Source organism: Thiovibrio sp. JS02 (assembly GCF_053485635.1).
Window position 1 is genome coordinate 2073304 of record NZ_CM130715.1, and the last position, 15208, is coordinate 2088511.

General features: G+C 60.8%; 12 protein-coding genes. 1 reads left to right on the forward strand and 11 read right to left on the reverse strand.

Features of this window, described 5'->3' with window-relative positions; translation table 11 throughout:
* The 8 genes from ACUUL3_RS09565 to ACUUL3_RS09600 form a co-directional block, all read right to left on the reverse strand.
* Positions 1–1047, reverse strand: a complete 1047-nt coding sequence (locus ACUUL3_RS09565) for a hypothetical protein (protein ID WP_448550783.1) — start codon at positions 1045–1047, stop codon at positions 1–3.
* Between the two features lie 13 nt (positions 1048–1060).
* Positions 1061–3262 (reverse strand): DUF1156 domain-containing protein, encoded by a 2202-nt coding sequence (locus ACUUL3_RS09570; protein ID WP_448550785.1) that lies wholly within the window; start codon positions 3260–3262, stop codon positions 1061–1063.
* A gap of 164 nt (positions 3263–3426) precedes the next feature.
* Entirely contained in the window at positions 3427–6072 is a 2646-nt protein-coding gene (gene pepN / locus ACUUL3_RS09575; RefSeq protein WP_448550787.1) for an aminopeptidase N, read from the reverse strand.
* A 124-nt stretch (positions 6073–6196) separates the two neighbouring features.
* Positions 6197–8344: a LysM peptidoglycan-binding domain-containing protein gene (locus ACUUL3_RS09580; protein ID WP_448550789.1), complete on the reverse strand. Its 2148-nt coding sequence runs from the start codon at positions 8342–8344 to the stop codon at positions 6197–6199.
* 181 nt (positions 8345–8525) lie between these two features.
* The gene (locus ACUUL3_RS09585) at positions 8526–9488 is read right to left on the reverse strand and encodes a hypothetical protein (protein ID WP_448550791.1); all 963 of its coding nucleotides are present in this window, start codon (positions 9486–9488) and stop codon (positions 8526–8528) included.
* A 26-nt stretch (positions 9489–9514) separates the two neighbouring features.
* Positions 9515–10996 (reverse strand): carboxypeptidase M32, encoded by a 1482-nt coding sequence (locus ACUUL3_RS09590; RefSeq protein ID WP_448550793.1) that lies wholly within the window; start codon positions 10994–10996, stop codon positions 9515–9517.
* 15 nt (positions 10997–11011) lie between these two features.
* The gene (locus tag ACUUL3_RS09595; protein ID WP_448550795.1) at positions 11012–11752 is read right to left on the reverse strand and encodes a sulfite exporter TauE/SafE family protein; all 741 of its coding nucleotides are present in this window, start codon (positions 11750–11752) and stop codon (positions 11012–11014) included.
* Between the two features lie 22 nt (positions 11753–11774).
* Complete coding sequence (locus tag ACUUL3_RS09600; protein WP_448550797.1) at positions 11775–12767, reverse strand: GGDEF domain-containing response regulator; 993 nt, start codon at positions 12765–12767, stop codon at positions 11775–11777.
* A 158-nt stretch (positions 12768–12925) separates the two neighbouring features.
* On the opposite strand from ACUUL3_RS09600, the gene ACUUL3_RS09605 reads away from it, so the two are divergent.
* Positions 12926–13411: an NUDIX hydrolase gene (locus ACUUL3_RS09605; RefSeq protein ID WP_448550799.1), complete on the forward strand. Its 486-nt coding sequence runs from the start codon at positions 12926–12928 to the stop codon at positions 13409–13411.
* A 37-nt stretch (positions 13412–13448) separates the two neighbouring features.
* On the opposite strand, the gene ACUUL3_RS09610 is transcribed toward ACUUL3_RS09605, so the two are convergent.
* The 3 genes from ACUUL3_RS09610 to ACUUL3_RS09620 form a co-directional block, all read right to left on the reverse strand.
* The gene (locus ACUUL3_RS09610; protein ID WP_448550801.1) at positions 13449–13844 is read right to left on the reverse strand and encodes a hypothetical protein; all 396 of its coding nucleotides are present in this window, start codon (positions 13842–13844) and stop codon (positions 13449–13451) included.
* A 137-nt stretch (positions 13845–13981) separates the two neighbouring features.
* On the reverse strand, positions 13982–14398 hold the full coding sequence (locus tag ACUUL3_RS09615; protein WP_448550803.1) for an Lcl domain-containing protein: 417 nt from the start codon (positions 14396–14398) through the stop codon (positions 13982–13984).
* 122 nt (positions 14399–14520) lie between these two features.
* A complete protein-coding gene (locus ACUUL3_RS09620; protein WP_448550805.1) occupies positions 14521–15114 on the reverse strand; it encodes a TetR/AcrR family transcriptional regulator in 594 nt (197 codons plus the stop codon).
* Positions 15115–15208: the final 94 nt, after the last annotated feature.

Below are 15208 nucleotides of genomic sequence, written 5' to 3' on the forward strand. Positions count from 1 at the left end.
TCATTTACTTACGAAATCCTTGATCATGGTGTTCCGGATCAAATGATCGAGCGTCGCAGCGGTGAACACCTTGCCGTTCAGACGCAATATCAGATCACGCATATCCGCTCTTCTCTGCCTGAAGCCTCGGCCATCGATACAGGCGACCACCTCGTATCTCGATTTTCCCGATTGGACATGCTTATTCCTTTGCGTTTCGAGTTCCTTTATTCTTGTCACCTTATCTCTGGCTGTTCCGTCGTCACTTGTGACTTTGGCCTCGATGATTACCGCCGGGTTGAGTTCATCAGGAATGCAAAAATCAGGCGCTTGGCCAAACCCAGGAATTTTTTCGGCCCGCCCGGTCTTGCGGTAGGAAACGCCTGCATCCCGCAGCCGTTGCTCGATGGCGTTTTCCATTACCTCGCCCACGAGTTCGGATACGGCATCACGATGGGCGGCAAAGGGACGCCCTAAATATCGTTCATAGAGCAGGACCGCATACGGGATGTTTTCTCTTGCCGCATGCGCCAAAGATTCCTCCCCATAGGTCGTATCGAATTTCGCCAACCGATGCAGAACTCCCTCCTGTTCAGGCGGAGCGCCCTTCTTCATATATTCAACCGCGACGGCAATAAGGTCGCTGATCCTTTGCAGGGTTTTCGTTGCCGACCGCCGGTGGGACAGATGCAAGTAATAGCCGATTGTCCGGCAACCCCTATCGATATTGCGGGCCGCCCCCTGGGTGATGTCGCTCTGCAGCTCGACTCTGGCAAGTTCCGCCCACTCTGGAGCGGTCAAACCCAGGATCGAGCGCAGCACTCCCAGGGACAGGCTGTTTTCAAGCAGAGCAGCCTGCACCGTATCGAACGAAATACTCGTAAAACCTGCCGTTTTTCTTTTCAGCACCTCGTAGGCTGCCTGAAAATCGTTATACTTTGTAAAACCGCTTCCGGTCGGCATGAGGAGAAATTCCGACGAAAGGTCGACGATGGTGGCGCTCACCATCTCTTCAATGCGCTGTGCGAGTTCTTCCTGCGGCAACTCGAAAGGTCTGGTCTTGGGCATGGTCTCCCTCACGTTAAAAACGGCACTCCCCTGCTTCATCTTCATAATCCGTAAAATTTTCATTCACGGCCAACCGCGGAAGAGGGGATTCCGCAACCGAAAGTGGCTCCTCGATGGCTGCCGGCCGCGGCAAAGACAATACATGCAGTCCGAGGATCTGCAATTTTTTCTGGACCGACAGGTTTGCATCCCAATCCTTCCGCAGGTTCCAGATGGCCATCCTGATCAGATGGCCGAAAACGATGCAGCGAATATCCCCTTTCGTCGGTCGCAAACCTCCTTCCCGGAGTTTGTCGAGATCTCCGGATATGAGGAAAACGAATTCGTCGATGGTTGTTGCCAGTGTCCTGCGCGAAACACTTCCCGTTGCCCGGCAGACAAAAACCGTGTCAACGACAGATGAAGCCGTGCCGCTGATATGGATCGAGGCTCCCATTTCCGCCGGGCAGGGCAAAGAGGCGGAACAGGTGAGGCCGGCGTCCAGAATAGCCACTGCCACCGGATAGTAGGCCTCCAGCTTGTTGTGGTGGTAAGTGAAAGCCAACGGTCTCCCCGGTCTCAGTGCCTGGGCCATGTTGCGAAAGACAGCGGCAAGCCCTTCAGTAAAGTGCCCCAGCCCCCGCTCCATGGTGATGTTGCCGGTCAATTCGTCGGGATTGCGGGTGGAATGGGGTTGAAATACCGGATTTTCCGCTCCGACCAGCTTCCGCACCCAAATGTAACAGAAATCCATCAGCTCGGCATACTGGACATTGCCGAAATAGGGCGGATCGGTAAAAACTCCATCAAGGCTCGCCGGCGGCAGATCTGCGGCAGTGCCGCTCTGGCAGAAGAGACGAACGGCCCTCGTTTCGGTGGTGGAATCGCCGTTGCGGCGGTCGCCGATCCATTCGCCCGCAATCGGCACCCGGATCTTCCTGGTCCCGCTCTGTCGGGTCTCGAACGGCTGCTCGCAGTACCTCTTCGCCCTCAGATATTTCTCCATGATGTTCGACCAGCCGCCGCTCCCCACGCTCATACCGCCGCCGTTGGCGATGCCGAGGAGGTTGGACTCGCACTGCACCAGACCGACGGGAAAGCCGTGCACGGAAAAAATATCGAGGGACTTGAGGGCCATGGTGTCGTACCGGCAGAGCATGTTCTGGTAGCGCAACAGATCCGAAAGATTGGTAATCAGGGCGTTTCTGCATCGTTCGTCCTGTTCAGCCGCGACCAGCCGACAGCTCAGTTCCAGGCCGAGCAATTGCCGGTCATTGAACATCTGCCGATATTGTTTATACCCCCAGCGCAGAAGGCGGTCGGTTTCGTCACCGGGAAGGATTACCTCTTCAGGGACATTGGGCGTTCCGATCTCGCCAAGCATGGCCGCGGCCCTGATGTAATTGCCCAGATCATTCTCGTCCGGTTTTTTAAAGAATCGGCCCCGATGCGTCAGCTTGCAGCGGCGGCAATGGTACTCAAGCGCAAACATGCGGTGGCGCGGCGGGCCGTCGGTCGGGACGGGATAGGAGTTGACGGTTCCGCATGTCGGGCAGGGGCATTTGCTTCTCTTCGCCGGACCGGAGAGGCTGAGCTGCCACCCGCAGGAGTCGCATTTGCCCGGATTTTTGCGGTCGGCCACGCCGTTTAACTCACCGCAGGCGGCACAGATCAGGATATTTTCTGGATGGCGCCGGTCCTCTGCCAGCAGATAACCAGGAAACAGGTCAAATACAGAGCCACAGCCCCGGCAGGTCTGTTCTTTCACCCAGAGGAAATATTTGACATGGGCCTCGGGAGAACCGCACCCCAGACAGCGGGTACGGTAGAGATCACCAATGCGCTGTTCCAGATCGCTGGCGAGTTTTTCCGCCGCCTTACGGTACCCGGTCAGATCCAGGTGTTCGATTTCCCGATTGACGATCCAGTATGCCATGGGATTGATGTCATAGCCCTCCACATCGCAACCGACGCGATTGGCCTCGACAAGCGGCGTCCCGCCTCCCATAAACGGGTCGGCGATGGCAATTCCCTGCAAATCATTGGCGGAATAGAAGGCATCCCGGAGCGGGCGATCACTGTACTCGGAAAGAATAAGCCCGCGGAACAGTGTGCCGGGCCGGCGGGCAAACCACTTATGCACGGCGATGATCGGCCGGTAATTTTGCTGGATCTGCTTTTCTCGCAAAGCCAATGCGGCGACGAAAGGAATATCGAATTTTTTCTCAATGCACATGGGGAGGTTATAGTTGTTTTCGGAAGTTCTTGCAATCGCTTGAAAGATGAGAACACGAAACAACCCGATGCAGACGGTCGGCCTCCATTTATCGGGTTGTTAAAAAAGGACATGAGTCACCATGGGAAACAACCAGCCCGTGGCAGGGACGAGCCCGCGCCCATTCACTTCAGACTCTTGCTCACCACCTCGTAGACATCCCTGGAAAGGGACGGCGCGGCGCCGATACGTTCAAGCTCGGCCCGCATCAGTGCCCGGCGGTTTTCGTCATAGCGGTTGCCCCGGCTGAGCCGGGCAGTGAGCCGGGCGGCCACCTGGGGGTTCAGGGGATCAAGGGCGATGATCTGCTCGGCCAGGAAGGCATAGCCGCGGCCGGCAGGGTCATGAAAGCAGAGCGGGTTCGCGCCGGCAAAGGCGCCGAGCAGGGCGCGGACCTTGTTGGGATTCTTGAGCTGGAAGGCCGGATGCGCCGTCAGCGAGCGGACCTCGGCAAGCGTTTCGGGCAGCGGGGCGGTGGCCTGCACGCTGAACCATTTGTCCAGGACCAGGGTGTCGTGCCGCCACTGGGCATGGAAAGCCGCGATCACCTGTTGCCTCTCCGGCCGGGCCGAATGACAGAGGGCGCTGAAGGCGGCGAGCTGATCGGTCATGTTGTCGGCCTCGGCAAACTGGGCAAGACAAAGCGCAGTGGCTTCCGCATCCTCCAGACTGATCAGATGGAAAAGGCAGAGGTTCTTCAGGGCGCGCGCCCCGGCCCCCTCAGGGGTATAGCGGTATGGCTCCGGACTCCGGTTGTCCTGGTACACCTTCTCCCACAAGGGCCGCAGCGATTTGGCCAGGGCCTGCCGGACAAAGAGGCGGGCGGCATGGATCGCCTCCACGTCAACCACCTCCATCTGCTCGCCCAGGTACTCTTCCGAGGGCAGGGTGAGAAGCTGGCTGAAAAGGGCCTTGTCCCTCCCCGCCGACGCTTCGGCGAGGAGCCGGGCAAAAGCGCCAATAAAGTCCTCGGCCAGAACCAGTTCCCTGCCCTGGCGGAAGTCCGCGCACAGGCCGAGGAGCAGGCGCACGGCCAGACGCTGCCCGGCCTCCCAGCGGTTGAAGGGATCCTGGTCATGGTTGAGGAGAAAGAGGAGTTCCGCGTCGCTGTATGGGTAGTCGATCTTCACCGGCGCGGAAAAATTCCGCAGCAGCGAGGGCAGCGGCTTTTCCTCCACCCGGCTGAAAACCAGGCGTTCCTCCTCCCCGCGCAGCTCAAAGAGGCCGCGGGCCGCCTCCTCCTGCCTTGTCGGACAGAAAAGCGGCAGCTCCTCGCCGTTTGCGCCAAGCAGGGCCAGGGCCACCGGGATATGGAGCGGCTCCTTCTCCGGCTGGCCGGGGGTGGGCGCGGTCTGTTGCCGGATGTTCAAGGTATAGACCTGCCGGGCGCCGTCGTAGTGGCCGGCCACGGAAAGCCGCGGGGTGCCGCCCTGGCTGTACCAGCGCCTGAACTGGTCCAGATCGCGGCCGGAGACCTCGGCCATGGCCTGGACAAAATCATCGGTGGTGGCTGCCTGGCCGTCGTGCCGGGCAAGGTAGAGCCGAAGCCCCTGCCGGAATCGCTCCCCACCGAGCAGGGTATGGAGCATGCGGATCAGCTCGGCGCCCTTTTCGTAAACGGTGACCGTATAGAAGTTGTTGATTTCGATGTAGGAGTCGGGCCGCACCGGATGGGCCATGGGTCCGTTGTCCTCGGGAAACTGCACGTTGCGCAGCAGGCGTACGTCATGGATGCGTTTCACCGCCGGCGAGAGCATATCGGCGGTGAACTGCTGGTCGCGGAAGACGGTGAGACCTTCCTTGAGGGAGAGCTGGAACCAGTCGCGGCAGGTAACCCGGTTGCCGGTCCAGTTGTGGAAATATTCATGGGCGATCACCGCCTCGATCCCCTCGTAGTCGCTGTCCGTGGCCGTATCGGGCCGGGCCAGCACATACTTGGAGTTGAAGATGTTGAGTCCCTTGTTTTCCATGGCGCCCATGTTGAAATCATCCACCGCCACGATCATGTACTGGTCAAGATCGTATTCCAGGCCGAAGACCTCCTCGTCCCAGCGCATGGCCTTCTTGAGCGAGGCCATGGCATGGCCGCATTTGTCCTGGTTATGGGCCTCCACATAGATCTCAAGGGCGATTCGGCGGCCGGAGGCGGCGACGAAGGTGTCGGAGATTTTCACCAGCTTGCCGGCAACCATGGCAAAAAGATAGGAGGGCTTGGGAAAGGGATCATGCCAGGTGGCATAGTGACGGCCGTTGGCCAGGGCGCCCTTTTCCCGCAGGTTGCCGTTGGCCAGGAGGACCGGATACCTTGCCTGTTCGGCGGTGATGGTCACGGTATAGCGGGCCAGCACGTCGGGCCGGTCGGGAAAATAGGTGATCTTGCGGAATCCCTCCGCCTCACACTGGGTGCAGAAGTTGCCGCTTGAGCGGTACAGCCCTTCCAGGGAGGTGTTGTTCTGGGGATAGATCTCGGTTTCCAGCTCAAGGCTGAACTCCGCAGGCGCTTCCGCGATGGTGAGGGATTCGCCGTCGAGCCGGTAGCGATCGGGGGCCAGGGGCAGACCGTCGAGGACGATGCTTTTCAGGACCAGCTCCTGGCCGAAGAGAATCAGCGGGCCGTCCTGTTCCCCGGCGCCGGGATTGCGGCGGCAGGAAAGAGCCGCGCGAACCAGGGCGCGCTCCTCATGAAGATCCACCCGCAGGACCACCTCCGCGACCCAAAAGGCCGGGGGCCGGTAATCCCGCAGATACACGGTTTTTGCTTCGCTGGGCATGATGAAAGTCCGGAAAGCGGCTTTGCCGGGGCGCGGATTCCGCAACACGCGGCGCCATCGGCTTTTGTTCTGTAACTCTTTTTTTCGTCGCGGCCCCCTGTTTCCCCGGGGCGTTACGAAACCGTCAACTTTGGGATTCGACCAGGGGAACCAGAAGCGGTTGATCGAGCTTGAGCTGATTGAAATCGACGCCGTTGTTGTATTTCTTGATCAGCCAGAAGGGCAACTCGAATTCGCCCTGGCACAAGGCCCAGATGTTATCCCCCTTTTTCACCCGGTACTCGCGGGATCCCTCCACCTTGTAGGCGGCAAAGAAATCCTCCTCCATCTCCTTGTGGTACTCGTAACGCTGTTCCTCGAAGCGTTCCTTGCCCACCTTGGCAAGGGGGATCTTGAGCTGCTGGTTTATCTTCAGATCCTGGTTATAACGAAAGCCATTGAGACGACGGATATCCCAGGCGCGCACCCCAAGCCACTCGGCATAATGGCCAAGGGTCTCCTCCGCTTCCACCCGGATGATGCCGTAGACAATCCCATTCTTTTTCCCCATCTGCTCCACGGCGAAATTGCCCAGCACCACCGCGGGATTCGCCGGCGGCGCCAGGGACTCCCCGGCCGGGATCGCGCTTTTTTCCGGCGCGGAAAGGCCCGGGGCGGCCGCCAGGGACCCGTTTCGCTCTCCGCCACTTCCCTCGCCGCCGGCAGGGGAGGCAACCACCGGGGCCTGCGCGGCCTCAGGCGGAAATACCTTGGCCGGCCCGGCCACCACCGGCGCAAGCGGCGCGGCGGCCTTCCCCGGGGCCGCCTTTCCAGCCTGGGCTACGATTTCGGGTACCGCGGCAACCTTGGGGGTAACGGGCGGCGCCGGCGGTTTCAGGCTGGCCAGGCGCGGCGAGGAGGGACTTTTCTTCCTGTCCCGGCCGGCCAGTTGCGCCACCCGTGCTTCCGGCCTGGGAATCCTCAGGTTCTGCCCCACATAGATGGTGGCCCGCCGGTCCAACTGATTGGCCTGCGCCAGCTCCTGAACCGTGAGCCCGTGCTGCCTGGCGATGGAGCTGGTGGTGTCCCCGCGCCGCACCATATAGATGCTGCTGCGCGTCTGCTCCTCCTTGAGGATGGTCTTGGGAATGCTGGCAGCCATCTGCAGCACCTTGCCCTGCTCCGGCACCCGCACCTGATAGCCCTTGGGGATCAGCTTCTGCCCGCTGTACACCGGCTCGCGCAGGGCGGGATTCAGGGCGCGGAAGGCGGCCATGTCCACCTTGAGGTGCTTGACCAGATCATTGACATGCGCATAGTTGGGCAGGGTGACCGCCTTGCTGTTCACCGGCGGGTTGAGCCGGAGCGAACCGAAATGGGTTTTATAGTTTTTGGCCACCTCCCTGGCGGCCAGGAACTCCGAATAAAAATTCCGCGAGGCAAAGCCAAAGCTCTTGCTCGCATACTCCTTATAGATTTTCTCGTAGCTGCCATGCGCCTCCTTGGCGCGCATCATGCCGTTGGGGCCGTGATTGTATGCGGTGATGGCCAGAGGCCAGCTGCCCAGCCGTTCGTAGTTGCGCTTCAGCATCCTGGCGGCGGCATGGGTGGCCAACAGAGGATCGCGGCGCTCGTCAATGGCATAGTCCACGGTCATATACTGCTTGGCCGTGTCGTGCATGAACTGCCAGATGCCGGCGGCGCCGAACTTGCTGTAGGCCTGGTAGTTGAAGGAGGACTCCACATGGGGCAGGTAGGCAAGCTCCTCCGGCAGGCCGTACTGGCCGAGAATGTTCTTGATTTCGCCGAGATAGGAACCGGAACGGATCACCCCCTCGCGGAAAAGATCTTTCTGGCCCGATTGCACCCGAAGATAATCCCTGGCGGCGAGAAAATCCTCCGGAGTCGCCTGCGGGCCGAACAGGGAGACAACCCGCCGTTCCTCCCGGGTCTGCGGGCACGCCCCGGAGTTTGCCAGGGTCGTGAGAATCCGGGCGTACTTTTCCTTTGCCTGCTCGATCCGTTGCTGGTCGCGCTTGCGGGCGCCCTTTTCCCAGACGCCCTCAAGCTCGATCACCTCGTAGACGATCCCCAGGTTGCGGCTGTCGTGCACCACGCCCTGGGTATTGCTGTACCTGGCATAGATATCGCGCCAGAAGGCGACATTATCCCTGATGCAGTCATAGACGGGAAATGGATCCGAGCCGGCGACGGCCTGGGGGGCTCCGTAAAAAATCGTTGCGAGGGAAAGAAGAAAGGGGACAAACAGCCGAAAGCAATGGTGCACGAACACGGGAACGCCTCCTGTAGACAAACGCGATGAACCAGGCGACAATATACCCTTTCCTTCCGGAATTCGCCGTGAAAATCGGCATCCCCGCGGCAGGACGGCGAACCGGCGAACCGGCGAAAAAAAGGAAAACAACGCAACAACAGGGAAAAGTCGGGGAAAATTTTTTCAGCCCCACCCTGTTTCAGAGGAGGGAATAAACCACGGCGACCAGAATCAGGCTGACCGCCCGGAAAATCTGATTGTAAACAATGAGTTGCGTGGCAAGCCCTGGGGTGAAGATGCCGGCGTAAAAGGGGAACTGATGACGGACGCCCCGCACCGGCGAAGAAAGGATATTGCCGGCGAGCAGGGCCAGAACCACCTCCTGCTCCGGCAGAGTGCCGGCGGCGAGCAGGGCGCCGGCCGCGGCCAGGCCGGCGGTGAATTCCGCGGCGATGTGAAAAACGACAATGGAGAGGCTCTCGGGCTTCAGCCAGGCAAGAAAGGCCAGATGCTCGGCGATGAAACTCTCCAGACTGGAGAACAATCCGTATCGCTGCAGCAGGAAGAAGAGGATGTAGATGGGCACCGTAAAGAGGACAATCCGCCGGATCCTCGCCTGAAACCGCTGCCAGGCGCCAAGCAGCGCCTCCTGCCAGCCCCTGGCTTTTTTCTCGCTCAGCCGGCAGGTGACGCAGCCCTCCTCCCGGGGCGGCAGGAGGATTCGGCCCAGCCCGAGGACAAAAAGGGTGCGGAGAAAGGCCGCCGCCAGGGTGAGGCCCACATAGACAAAGGCCACCTCCTTGAGGAGGGAGGCAGTGATAAAAAAAAGGGTGGGCAGATGGAGAAAATAGGTGGGCAGGCTGTTGAAGAGGTTGGCCAGCACCAGTTCCCGCTTGCCGATCTTGCCCTGCTCGTAGGCCTCGCCCAGCATGGCGTTTCCGGAAACCGAGGAAAAAAAAGAGACCGAGAAGCTGGCGCCGCAGATGTCCGAGAGATTGCCGAGCCGAATCAGGGGCGAGGCCAACCGGGCCACCCCATGCGTCCAGTTGAGGGCCTCAATGAAATTGGCGAGCAGCAGGCCCAGGGACATGAAAAAGACCAATCGCGCAAGCGGCCAGCCCAGGCCCTGCCAGAGGGTATGCAAAATCTCCTGCCCCGCCATGTCGCCGCCTCTCCCACCGCGCCTGTTCAGCCGAGCAGGGCGGCGAATTTCTCTTCGAGGTACCGGAGGAAATACCGTTCGTCAAGCTCCTCGCCGGTTACCCGCAACAGCAGTTCCCCGGGGGGATGGACGCTGCCGTGGCGATAGACCCTTTGCGTGAGCCATTCCCGGACCTGCCTCAGGTTGCCGACGGCGATGGTCCGGTCCACATCGGGTTCTTCCCGCCGGTATGCCTGCCAGATCTGGGCGGCGGCGAGGTTGCCCAGGGTATAGGTGGGGAAATAGCCGAAGCTGCCGTGGGCCCAGTGAATATCCTGCAACAGACCGTTTGCGTCGGAATCCACGACCACCCCGAGATACTGCCGGTACTTCTCCCGCCAGAGCGACGGCAGGGCCGCGACTTCGAGGCTGCCTTCGAGCAGGGCCTTTTCGATCTCAAAGCGGATCAGGACGTGGAGGTTGTAGGTCACCTCATCGGCGTCCACCCGGATGGGGCCCGGCTGCACGGCATTAATGCCCCGCAGGAAGCGTTCGGGCTCCATGTCGCGGAACTGGGCGGGAAAGGAGTTCCGCAATTCCGGGAAAAAATGCTGCCAGAAGGCGGGAGAGCGGCCGATGACGTTCTCCCACAACCGCGACTGCGACTCGTGGATGCCCAAGGAGACTCCGTCGTCGAGATGGCTGTTGGCAAAGGTTTCGGCAATTCCCTGCTCATAGAGGGCATGCCCTCCCTCGTGCAGGGCGCCGAAGATGAAATCAAGCCCCCGGGGGGCATAACGGTTGGTGATGCGCCGGTCATGGTGGTCCAGGGTGGTGGTGAAGGGGTGGGCGGAGCGGGCCAGGCAACCCCGTTCGAAATCAAAACCGATGGCCAGCAGCAGATGCTCGGCAAACCGCTCCTGCTCCTGCAGGACAAAGGGCTCGGCAAAGACCAGAGGCTCAAAGCGGCAGGCAAGCCTGCGCACCAGATCCTTGAGCGGCTCTTTCAGGGCGGAAAAAACCCTTTCCACCTTGGCGCTGACAAGCCCCTCTTCGTAAAGATCGAGAAGCGCGTCGTAGGGATGCTCCTGATAGCCGAGGTATTCCGCCTGCTGGCGCGCCATGGCCACCAGCCTTTCCAGCAGCGGCTGAAAAACGCCGAAATCGGACTGCTCCCTGGCCTCAAGCCATTTGCCCTGGGCCTGAGAGGTGAGGCGGGCGAAATCGGCCACGAACTGCTCCGGCAGCCTGACGCTCTGCTCGTAGCGACGCCGCATGACCCGCACCAGGGCCTGTCGCTCCACCGGCCAGCCATCCTTTTCCCCCTGCGCCTCGGCCAGAAGAGCGCCAAGCTCCCCGGCCACCTCCTTGCGGTGGATGAGGCCGCTCAGGGTCGCAAACTGCTGCGCCCTCCCCTCCGCGGCCCGGCGCGGCATCCGCACCTCCTGATCCCACTGGAGCAGGGCCACGGCATGGTGCAGGGCCACCAGCTCTCTTGAATACTCCTGCAGCCGGGCAAAGGTATCCATGACGTTCATTCTCCTTCAGAACGATTTCAGCAGCAGGGTAAGGCCGCTGCCGAGAAGAATAAGGCTGACCAGACGGACAAAGGCCGCATGGCTGATGGTGAGGTGGATCCTCCCGCCCAGCCGGAGGGCCAGGAACTCCACCGGCAGCACCGCCAGCCAGACGAGGAGGGCGGCACGATCGTAATGGCCGGCCAGAGCAAAGCCGACCAGGCGGCAGAAGCCGTCGATCACGAAGATGGTGGCCACGGTGGCGCGGAATTCGGTTTTCGAAAGCCCGCGCAGGGTGAGATACACGACGTAAAAGGGGCCGCCGGTGCCGAAGAGGGAACCCACCGTGCCGCCAAAGAGTCCCGCCGGCCCGGCGAGCCAGCGTCCGCCCCGGAGAGGCGGGAAAGGCAGCAGGGCATAGATGGCGTAGAGCAGGATAAAGACGGCGAGCGCCAGGGTCAGGCTGCCCGCGGCAAGCACCGTATGCAGATAGAGGCCGGTCGCGACCCCGAGGGCGGTAAAGGGCAGGAGAGGCAAAAGATCGGGCCAGCGGACCAGGCGCCGGTGAGGCAGCCCCTGGCTCACCGAGGCAAGCCAGTCCCAGAGGACGACAAGCGGCACGACCCGGGTAACCGGAAAAAAGATGGCCAGCAGGGGCACGGCGATGAGGGCCGAGCCAAAACCGGCGATGCCGCGGATGAAATACGCGAAAAAGAGCACGCCCAGGGCGGCGGCGAGTTCGAGGGGGGCAAGGGAGGGCATCGGCATGGCGCAGGGAAAAGGAATCGGCTCAGCTGCACTCGAGTGCGATCTTGATGCGGTTGCGCCCTTCGCTCCTGGCCAGATAAAGAGCGCCGTCCGCCGCGGCCAGCAGCCCCTGCATGTCGGAGCATCTTGCCGGAGAAGCGGTGGCCAGACCGATGCTCACCGTAAGCAATCCCCCGTTCTCCCCGCCTTCATGCCGGATATTCAGGGCAGCCACGTTCTTCCGAAATTCTCCGGCCACGGCCAGAGCCCCATCGTTCGCGGTATTGGGGAGAATGACCGCGAATTCCTCTCCCCCGTAACGGACCACGGTATCCCCGGCCCGTTTGAGTACGCAACTCAGGGCGCCGGCCACCAGCTGCAGGCATTCGTCCCCCTTCCGCTGCCCGTACCGTTCGCTGAATGCCTTGAAATCGTCCACGTCGATCATGATCAGGGAAAGAGGCACCCCGTCCCGCCGGGCCCGATTCCACTCCTTGATGAGGATCTCCTCGAAATAGCGACGGTTGCCGATCTCGGTGAGGTCGTCGATCTGCACCAGCCGCATCAGGCGACGATTGATGGTATCAAGCTGCCTGGCCAGCTCGACCAGTTCCCGCTCCCGCTCCTTGCGGCGTTCGATCTCCTCCTTGAGCTTCAGGGCGGAGCGCACCCGGGCCAGCAGCTCCACCTCCCTGACCGGCTTGACGATGTAGTCGATGGCGCCGATGGCAAAGGCCTGGGCCAGGGCTTCCTCGTCGTCGCGGACCGTGACCATGATCACCGGGATGTCGCGGCTGTGCTCCTGCGCTTTCAGCCTGCGGCAGGTTTCGATGCCATCCATGCCCGGCATCATCACATCCATGAGGATCAGGTCGATCCGCTCCGGAGCGGCCTCGACCCGGGCCGCCTCGGCAAGCAGGGCCAGGGCGTCCTCGCCGGAGCGGACGCAGTGAATCGGCGCGTACCCCTCCTCCTGCAGCATCTCTTCCAGCAGCATGAGATTGACGGGAGTGTCGTCAACTATTAAGATTGCCATCCTTTCCCCAAAACGATGAACACGCGGCCAGAGCCGCGCGGGTTCGCACGAGATTGCCAAGCCGGCCGCGACACCAAGTGTATAAAAAGAGGCCGGCGATTGAAAAGGCTATTGTATAACCGGTTTATGATTTTGTCCCAGAAAAAAAGGAGCCCCAAGTGTATCAACCCATAATCGGCACCCTCGGCTACATCCTCTCCCCGGACCGGCGCCAGACCCTTCTGATTCACCGCAATGCACGGCCGGACGACGCCCATCTCGGCAAATACAACGGCCTGGGAGGCAAGATGCTGCCGGATGAGGATGTGGTCAGCTGCATCCGCAGGGAAATACTGGAAGAGGCGGGAATCGACTGCGAGGAGATCGTCCTGCGCGGCACCATCAACTGGACCGGCTTCGGCCCGCAGGGGGAGGACTGGTTCGGCTTCATTTTCCGGATCGACCGGTTCAGCGGCACGCCGTATGAAAAAAACGAGGAAGGGGTGCTCTCCTGGCACCCCGTCTCATCGCTGGGCTCGCTGCCAATGTGGGAGGGAGACAGATACTTTCTGCCCCTGGTCTTTGACGATGATCCGCGCATCTTCCACGGCCACCTCCCCTACCGGGATGGACGGCCGTACGGCTGGCGCTATACGCGGATCTGATTTCCCTTCTCCCGGACCGGGAGAGGCTCACGGCTTATCAGCCGCAGCTCGTGGCGCTGTTGGGATTCCAGGTGTCGTAGGCCTTGCTGTAAAGATAATCGTTTACCTTGCGCAGATCCTCTTCGCTCAGCGAATCCCAGGAACCGTCTTTCGCGCAGCGCACATTCCTCTTAAAGAAGATATTGTTCCAGCCGCGCATGGTCCGGGAATCCTCGTTGAGAAAAACCGCGCCCTGGTCGTTGCCGCGGAAATGGCAGCTTTTGCAGTTTTCCCTGTAGGCCTGGTAACCGGCCCAGAGATTGCCGAAGACCAGGGCCCGGCTGGACTGGGTCACGGGATCGAAGCGGTACACCGTTTCGCCGGCCAGGGCAGAGGTCCCGGGGAGCAGAAAAAAGACCGCCCCCGCAATGATGGTCATGACACGCTTGTTCATTTCACACCTCCCTTTTTTTAGGTTAACAGCCCGCGCACATTCCGACAAAACGCTCTCCGACCAACAGCTCATGCCGGCTTCGGCCACCGGGAAAACCGCCACCTGGCGCCCGGACCGGCAACTGTTCTTCGCCCGCCTCAAGGACGGACGGCACGGACATACCCCTTGGCCTGCGGGTAATACTTCCGCTCCGGCTCGCACTGATCGCCGATCTCCCAGCTGCCCGCCATCCCCTCGCCATCCTTCTCGCCGGACCAGTAGTTGCCCTCAAGTTTTATCCTGATGGCATCGGCTTTGTGCAGGTCGAAAAGATAATGCAGGTCGTAAAGCTCATAGATCGTGGGCAGCCGCCAATCGTGATATCCTCCCAGCTCAAGGCGTTCCGCGTAGGCCTTCGCCTCTTCATAGCTTGTGAAATTGCCGCTCCGCTCCTTCTGCCACATTCTGCCGCCATGGGGCTCCTGCAGGATGCCGTTGCCGAGATCGACCACCTTGCCGCCCGTCGCCGTCATGGAGCCGCAGGCGGCGACCAGAAGCAGCGGCAAAAGGGCCATGGAAATTCCAATTTTTTTACCCGGAAAACCTTGCATGGCAAACCTCCCTTGACTTGCAGGGCAAGAAGCGAACCCCCTTGCCGGAACAGAACGAACAGCCGTTAAAAAAATCGCCAACACCATCAGGCCGCCACGGACCGCCAGGCGCATTCCCACACCGGGTCGAGCGAAGCGGACAAGGGCTCCCGCAAGACCCCGTCGAGACGCAGATAGACCATGCGGATCGCGCCGCCGAATATGCTGGTTGCCGCGATATAGGCGGGATAATCCCTGATCTCCCCGGCCACGATTCCCTCGCTGACCATCTGTTTCATCATCTCAAAGGGCCGCGAGGAGCAGACCGGCTTCTCATCGGGCATGAATTCGCGATGCTTGGCGTAGAGCATGTACTGCATGGCGGCCGGGTTGGCCTCGGTGAGGTCGAACAGGTAGGCGACAACCGCCCGGCACCGGTCATGGGTGGAGCCGTACCGGCCCATGATATCGGTCATCACCGCGGCCATGCCGTCCACCAGGCTGTCGTAAAGCGCCTTGGCGATGGCTTGCTTGTTCCTGAAATGGTGATAGATCGAACCGATGCTCACCCCGGCCTCTTTTTGAATATCATGCACAGAGGTATTGAAATAGCCGCGTTTGGTAAAAAGGCCCAGCGCCGTCATCAGAATCAGCTCACGCCGCTCGGTGCTTCCCTGTTGCGGATCCGTTTTCTTCGCCATGCCCCCTCGCACAGAGGATGTTAAAAAAGAATTCCCCCACTAGAACGAATATTCGTTCTAATAATAATCCCCCCGGCGCCGCCTGTCAATATCC

Coding starts and splice junctions, on each gene's coding strand:
- pepN (WP_448550787.1), bottom strand. CDS start 6,072: ATGCCCAGCGAAGCAAAAACCGTGTATCTGCGGGATTACCGGCCCCCG.
- ACUUL3_RS09570 (WP_448550785.1), bottom strand. CDS start 3,262: ATGTGCATTGAGAAAAAATTCGATATTCCTTTCGTCGCCGCATTGGCT.
- ACUUL3_RS09590 (WP_448550793.1), bottom strand. CDS start 10,996: ATGGATACCTTTGCCCGGCTGCAGGAGTATTCAAGAGAGCTGGTGGCC.
- ACUUL3_RS09615 (WP_448550803.1), bottom strand. CDS start 14,398: ATGGCCCTTTTGCCGCTGCTTCTGGTCGCCGCCTGCGGCTCCATGACG.
- ACUUL3_RS09620 (WP_448550805.1), bottom strand. CDS start 15,114: ATGGCGAAGAAAACGGATCCGCAACAGGGAAGCACCGAGCGGCGTGAG.
- ACUUL3_RS09595 (WP_448550795.1), bottom strand. CDS start 11,752: ATGCCGATGCCCTCCCTTGCCCCCCTCGAACTCGCCGCCGCCCTGGGC.
- ACUUL3_RS09565 (WP_448550783.1), bottom strand. CDS start 1,047: ATGCCCAAGACCAGACCTTTCGAGTTGCCGCAGGAAGAACTCGCACAG.
- ACUUL3_RS09610 (WP_448550801.1), bottom strand. CDS start 13,844: ATGAACAAGCGTGTCATGACCATCATTGCGGGGGCGGTCTTTTTTCTG.
- ACUUL3_RS09585 (WP_448550791.1), bottom strand. CDS start 9,488: ATGGCGGGGCAGGAGATTTTGCATACCCTCTGGCAGGGCCTGGGCTGG.
- ACUUL3_RS09600 (WP_448550797.1), bottom strand. CDS start 12,767: ATGGCAATCTTAATAGTTGACGACACTCCCGTCAATCTCATGCTGCTG.